General features: G+C 71.2%; 4 protein-coding genes. 2 read left to right on the plus strand and 2 right to left on the minus strand.

The window, feature by feature from the left end; genetic code table 11:
• The first annotated feature begins 58 nt into the window (after window positions 1-58).
• Both FNQ90_RS11605 and FNQ90_RS11610 read left to right on the plus strand, forming a co-directional pair.
• On the plus strand, window positions 59-1,705 hold the full coding sequence (locus tag FNQ90_RS11605; protein WP_182606303.1) for a class I tRNA ligase family protein: 1,647 nt from the start codon (window positions 59-61) through the stop codon (window positions 1,703-1,705).
• Between the two features lie 283 nt (window positions 1,706-1,988).
• Window positions 1,989-2,345 carry a hypothetical protein gene (locus FNQ90_RS11610; protein ID WP_143618772.1) on the plus strand — a complete coding sequence of 119 codons (357 nt, stop codon included), beginning with the start codon at window positions 1,989-1,991 and terminating at the stop codon, window positions 2,343-2,345.
• A gap of 73 nt (window positions 2,346-2,418) precedes the next feature.
• On the opposite strand, the gene FNQ90_RS11615 is transcribed toward FNQ90_RS11610, so the two are convergent.
• Both FNQ90_RS11615 and FNQ90_RS11620 read right to left on the minus strand, forming a co-directional pair.
• Complete coding sequence (locus FNQ90_RS11615) at window positions 2,419-2,868, minus strand: DUF4383 domain-containing protein (protein ID WP_182606301.1); 450 nt, start codon at window positions 2,866-2,868, stop codon at window positions 2,419-2,421.
• Between the two features lie 113 nt (window positions 2,869-2,981).
• Window positions 2,982-5,267, minus strand: coding sequence for an MMPL family transporter (locus tag FNQ90_RS11620; protein ID WP_182606302.1), 2,286 nt, complete (start codon window positions 5,265-5,267; stop codon window positions 2,982-2,984).
• Between the last annotated feature and the right edge of the window lie 55 nt (window positions 5,268-5,322).

Genomic DNA, 5,322 nt, shown 5'->3' on the forward strand with positions numbered 1-5,322 from the left:
CCCCCAGCCTCCCCGGGGGCCGGTCCCGGCGAAGCGGAGGCCCTCGTTCGCCGGGCGGATATCCGGCGCGGGCGGGGCCGGCCGGGCGCTACCCTGGTGGCGTCCTGTCGTCGCTCACCATCCGAAGCTGGGAACCTCCACCACCATGGCTGCTGCATCGTTCATCTCCACCACCATCCCGTACGTCAACGCCAGGCCCCATGTCGGTCACGCCCTGGAGTTCGTGCAGAGCGATGCGTTCGCGCGGTACGCCGCCATGGCGGGTCGGGACGTGTACTTCCTCAGCGGGTCGGACGAGAACAGCCTGAAGAATGTGCTGGCGGCGGACAAGGAGGGAATTTCGGCCCGTGAGCTGGTCGACCGCAATGTCGTCTTCTTCGAGAAAATGGTCGGCGACCTCGAGATCGGCCTGACTCGCTTCATCCGCACCAGCGTCGACGCCGACCACCTCGAGGGCGCGGCCGAGATCTGGCGCCGGATCGCCGCCTCCGGCGACCTCTACACCAAGGACTACGAGGGCCTGTACTGCGTGGGCTGCGAGCAGTTCTACGCCCCCGCCGAGCTGGTGGACGGCAGGTGTCCCGAGCACCTGGTCGAGCCCGAGAAGATCTCCGAGCGCAACCACTTCTTCCGCCTCTCCCGCTACCAGGACCGCCTGCTGGAACTGCTGGAGTCCGGCGAGCTGCGCATCGTTCCCGAGACCCGCCTCAACGAGGTCACCAGCTTCGTCCGGGCCGGCCTCGCCGACATCAGCATCTCCCGCTCCATGGAGCGGGCCCGGGGCTGGGGCATCCGGGTGCCCGAGGACCCCGAGCAGGTGATGTACGTCTGGATCGACGCGCTCACCAACTACATCAACGCCCTCGGCTGGACCAGGGGCGACGAGCACTACGAGCGCTTCTGGGAGAACGCCGAGCACCGGGTCCACGTCGTCGGCAAGGGCGTCACCCGCTTCCACGCCGTCTACTGGCCCGCGATGCTGCTCTCCGCCGGTCTGCCGCTGCCCACCGAGATCGTCGTCCACGGCTACATCACGGCCTCCGGCCAGAAGCTCAGCAAGTCGCTGGGCAACGTGGTGGACCCGACCGACCTGATCGACCGCTTCGGCACCGACGCCGTCCGTTACTTCCTGCTCGCCGACGTCTCCCCGTTCGGTGACGCGGACTTCAGCGAGGAGCGGCTGGTCCAGCGCTACAACACCGACCTCGCCAACGGCCTGGGCAACCTCCTCAGCCGGGTCACCAGCATGATCGTCCGGTACCGGAACGGTGCCGTGCCGGCTCCCGGCCCGGTGGAGGGTCCCGAGGAGGAGCTGGTCGCGCAGTTGCTGGAGAGCGACCGCGGCCTGCACGCGGCGATGGCGGGCTACGACCACCGCGAGGCGCTGGCGAAGGTGTGGGACCTGGTGCGGCGCACCAACGCCTACGTGGACGAGCGCGCCCCCTGGCACCTTGCCAAGGCGGGTGACGACGCCTCGAACGCCGCCCTGGACACGACCCTGCACCACCTCGCGGGCGCGGTGCGGCAGATCGGCCGTCTGCTCCAGCCGTTCCTGCCCCGGCCGGCCGCCGCCGTGTTGGAGGCGCTGGGCAGCGACCCGGTGAAGGTGCCGGGCGCCGACCGTTGGCTGGAGGACCTCACCGGCACCCCGGTGAGCAAGGCCGGCGCGCTCTTCCCGCGCATCGAGGTGCCCGCCGAGGACTGACCGGGTCCCCGGGCCCCGAGCGGGGTGTCCCGGTGCGCCGCCGAGGGAGGCGGGGGCCGGGACACCCGGGGCGTCCGTCGGGTGCTCGGGATGCCGCCGGGGCGATGGCTGCGCGGGGCCGGGTGCGACCCCGCGACGGACACGGCCCCGCGGCGGCCCGGTGCCCGATCGCGCCGGCCCCCGCCCCCGCCCGTTGTGGCAGCATGACGTGACCGGCTCCGTCCGCGCGGTGGTGGGACGGCGGGCCCGGGAAGACCGCGAACCCGATTGGAGGGGCGGGCCCTTGACGAGCGAGCGCAGGACGCCACGACCGAGCCGTGAGGACATCGCCCTGCGCGCCCGGGCCCTCATCGAGCAGGAGGATCCCAGACCGGCGCGGGTGGAGCAGCACCTCGCGCCCTACCTGCCCAAGGGCTCCTCACCGGACCAGGCGCACTGGGCCGCCGCGGTGGCCGTGGCGGCCCTGGACGCCCACCCCGAACTCAACCGTCGCCGTCCGCAGAGGGTCAGCAGGCGAACGGGGCGGCCCATCGGCCGTACCGAGTGGGCGATCGCCATCGGGGTCCTGTTGATGATGACGCTCGTCCTCCTCGGCGTGGCCGGTGCCGCCCTGGTGTGGCTCTGGACACTGGTGCTCTGAGAGTCCGTCGCCCCGGTTCGTGACCGCCCCGATCCCGGCTCGCCGATCCCCTGCCGGGCCACGGGGACCCGGGTCAGTAGGGCTGGGGGATGCGGCGCGGCATGAAGACACCCAGCGAGATCATCCCCAGGGCCAGACCGAAGTGGAGCCAGTCCACGGCGGTGTTGAGCGGCACGAAGTTGGCGGCGCTGTCGTGGTCGATGAGCATGCCGTAGATCCACAGCACGGCGTAGATCAGCCCTCCGCCGATCAGGTACAGCCGGGAGAGCGGCACGGTGCGGGCCATGATCAACCCCGCGACACCGAAGGCGAGGTGTACCAGGTTGTGCAGGATGGACACCTGGAAGATGCCGAACAGCATCGCCTCGGAGTGGTGCCCGGCGAACTCGATGTCCTCGAAGTCCGTGGTGATGCCGGGGACGAAGCCCAGGACACCGATGATGAGGAACACCACGCCCACCAACAGGGCGGCGAGACTCACCGGTGCCCGACGGGTCCTCGTGGAGCGGTCCGGGGTTGCCATGGTCGTTTTCCGCCTCTCGGATCGCCTGTGTGACCGTCCGTTCACGGGTACCCCCGCATCACGAACGAAACATCGGCCCCCGGGGACGGTTTCGGCCCGGGAGGGGGCGCCGGTCAGACCCTGGCGGGTTCCCCGGTCGACTCCTCCGGCTCGGCCGGCTCGGTGGAGCCGGGGGCCGACTCCCCTCCGGCGGCCCCGGGCGCCGGCGCGGGGCGGTTCAGCCTCTCGCCCTCGACGTCGACGTTGGGCAGGATCCGGTCCAACCACGCCGGCAGCCACCAGGCGGACCGGCCGATCAGTGCCAGCACGGCGGGCACGATCGCCATCCGGACCACGAAGGCGTCCAGGAGGACCGCCACCGCCAGGCCGAAGCCGATCGTCTTGATCATGGCCTCGGAGGAACCGATGAAGCCGGCGAAGACGGAGATCATGATGACGGCGGCGGCGGTGACCACCCGCGCGCCGTAGCGGAAGCCGGTGACCACGGCCTCGCGCGGGGACTCGCCGTGCACGTACGCCTCCCGCATCCGGGTGACGAGGAAGACCTCGTAGTCCATCGCCAGGCCGAAGACCACCCCGATGAGGAAGATCGGCATCATGCTCATGATCGGCCCGGTGACCTCCACGCCGAGCAGTTCGGCGCCCCACCCCCACTGGAAGACCGCGACCACGGCGCCCAGCGCGGCCAGCACGGAGAGCAGGAAGCCGGCGGCGGCCTTCAGCGGCACCAGCAGGGAACGGAAGACCAGCACCAGCAGCAGGAAGGCCAGGCCCACCACCAGGGCCAGGTAGGGCACCATGGCGTCGCTCAGCTTCCGCGACATGTCGATGCCCATCGCGGTCAGGCCGGTGACCAGCACGTGGTCACCGGTCTGCGTGCGGATGGCGGTGACCAGGTCCTCGGTCTCGGTGCTGCTGGGACGGAAGGCCGGTATGACGGTCATCATCGCGGTGTCGCCGGCCTCGTTGAACATCGGCGGCACGGCGGCCACCACGCCCTCGGTGCCGGACACCGTGGCGAACACGGCGTCCGCCTCGCCCTGCGGGTCGGCACTGTCACCGGTGTCCACCACCACCATCAGGGGACCGTTGAAACCCGGACCGAAGCCCTCGGCGAGCAGATCGTACGCCTTGCGCTGGGTGCTCTCCGGCGAGTGCGAACCCTCGTCGGGCATGCCCAGTTCCAGGCTCGCGGCCGGCACCGCCAGCACGCCCAGGCCCACCACGGCGGTGATCAGGACGAGTACCGGCCGGCGCAGCACCAGGTGGGCCCAACGGGTGCCGTGGTTCGGCTTCGCCACGGCGCCGGGGGGCCCGGAGGACGGCTCGGTGGGGGCCGACCCCGTGTCCCCGGCCGAGACCCCGGCACGGCCCGCGAGGCGCTCACGGCGGGGCAGTACCCGTGCGCCCGCGAAGCCGAACAGCGCGGGTGCCATGGTGACGGCGATCAGCACCGCCACGATCACCGCGCCGGCGGCGGCCAGACCCATCTTGGTCAGCAACGGGATGTTGACCACCACGAGGCCGGCGAGCGCGATGACGACGGTCAGGCCGGCGAAGACCACCGCCGAGCCCGCCGTGCCCACCGCCCGGCCGGCCGCCTCCTCGCGATCGGGTGTGCCGGCCAGTTCGGCGCGGTAGCGCGAGACGATGAACAGCGCGTAGTCGATGCCCACCGCGAGGCCCAGCATCACGGCCAGCACCGGGGTGGTGCTGTCGAACTCCAGCGGTGTGGCGAGGACGGTGATCACCGAGACCGCGATCCCGACCCCGATCAGGGCGGTCAACAGCGGCAGTCCGGCGGCGATCAGCGAACCGAGGGTGATGACCAGGACCATCGCGGCGAGCATCACACCGATGATCTCGGCGGTGAAGCCGCCGATCTCCTGGAACAGCGCGTCACCGCCGACCTCGACGGTCAGCCCGGCCTCCCGGCCGAGGTCGGCCGCGGCCAGCAGGGCCTCGCGGTCGGTGTCCTCCAGTTCGATGCCCTTGACCGTGTAGTTCACCTGTATGTAGGCGATGTCGCCGTTGGGACCGATCGCCCCCGTCTCGAAGGGGTTGGCCACCGCGGCCACCCGCTCGGATCCGGCGGCCAGTTCGGTGACCACGTCGGTCACGACCACCGCGTTGGCGGGATCGTCCACACGCTCACCGTCGGGCACCTTGATGACCACCCGTGCCGTGGCACCGTCGGCGGACATGCCGGGGAACCGTTCCTCCAGCAGGTCGAACGCCTCCTGGGCCTCGGTGCCCGGCATGGTGATGGAGGAGGAGGTGGAGCCGGGGGTGAGGGCCGCGCCGGTACCGGCCGCGCCCAGCAGCACCACCCAGAACAGAGCCACCAGGCGTCGCCGTCGAAAGGCGAACCTTCCCAATCGGTAGAGGAGTTGAGCCATGAGGAGATCCGTTTCCGTGAATCGGTCGGGGTGGAGGGGCGTCCGGCGGGGCCGC

Origin of the sequence: Streptomyces alkaliphilus (genome assembly GCF_014141535.1) — a bacterium.
GTDB lineage: Bacteria > Actinomycetota > Actinomycetes > Streptomycetales > Streptomycetaceae > Streptomyces > Streptomyces alkaliphilus.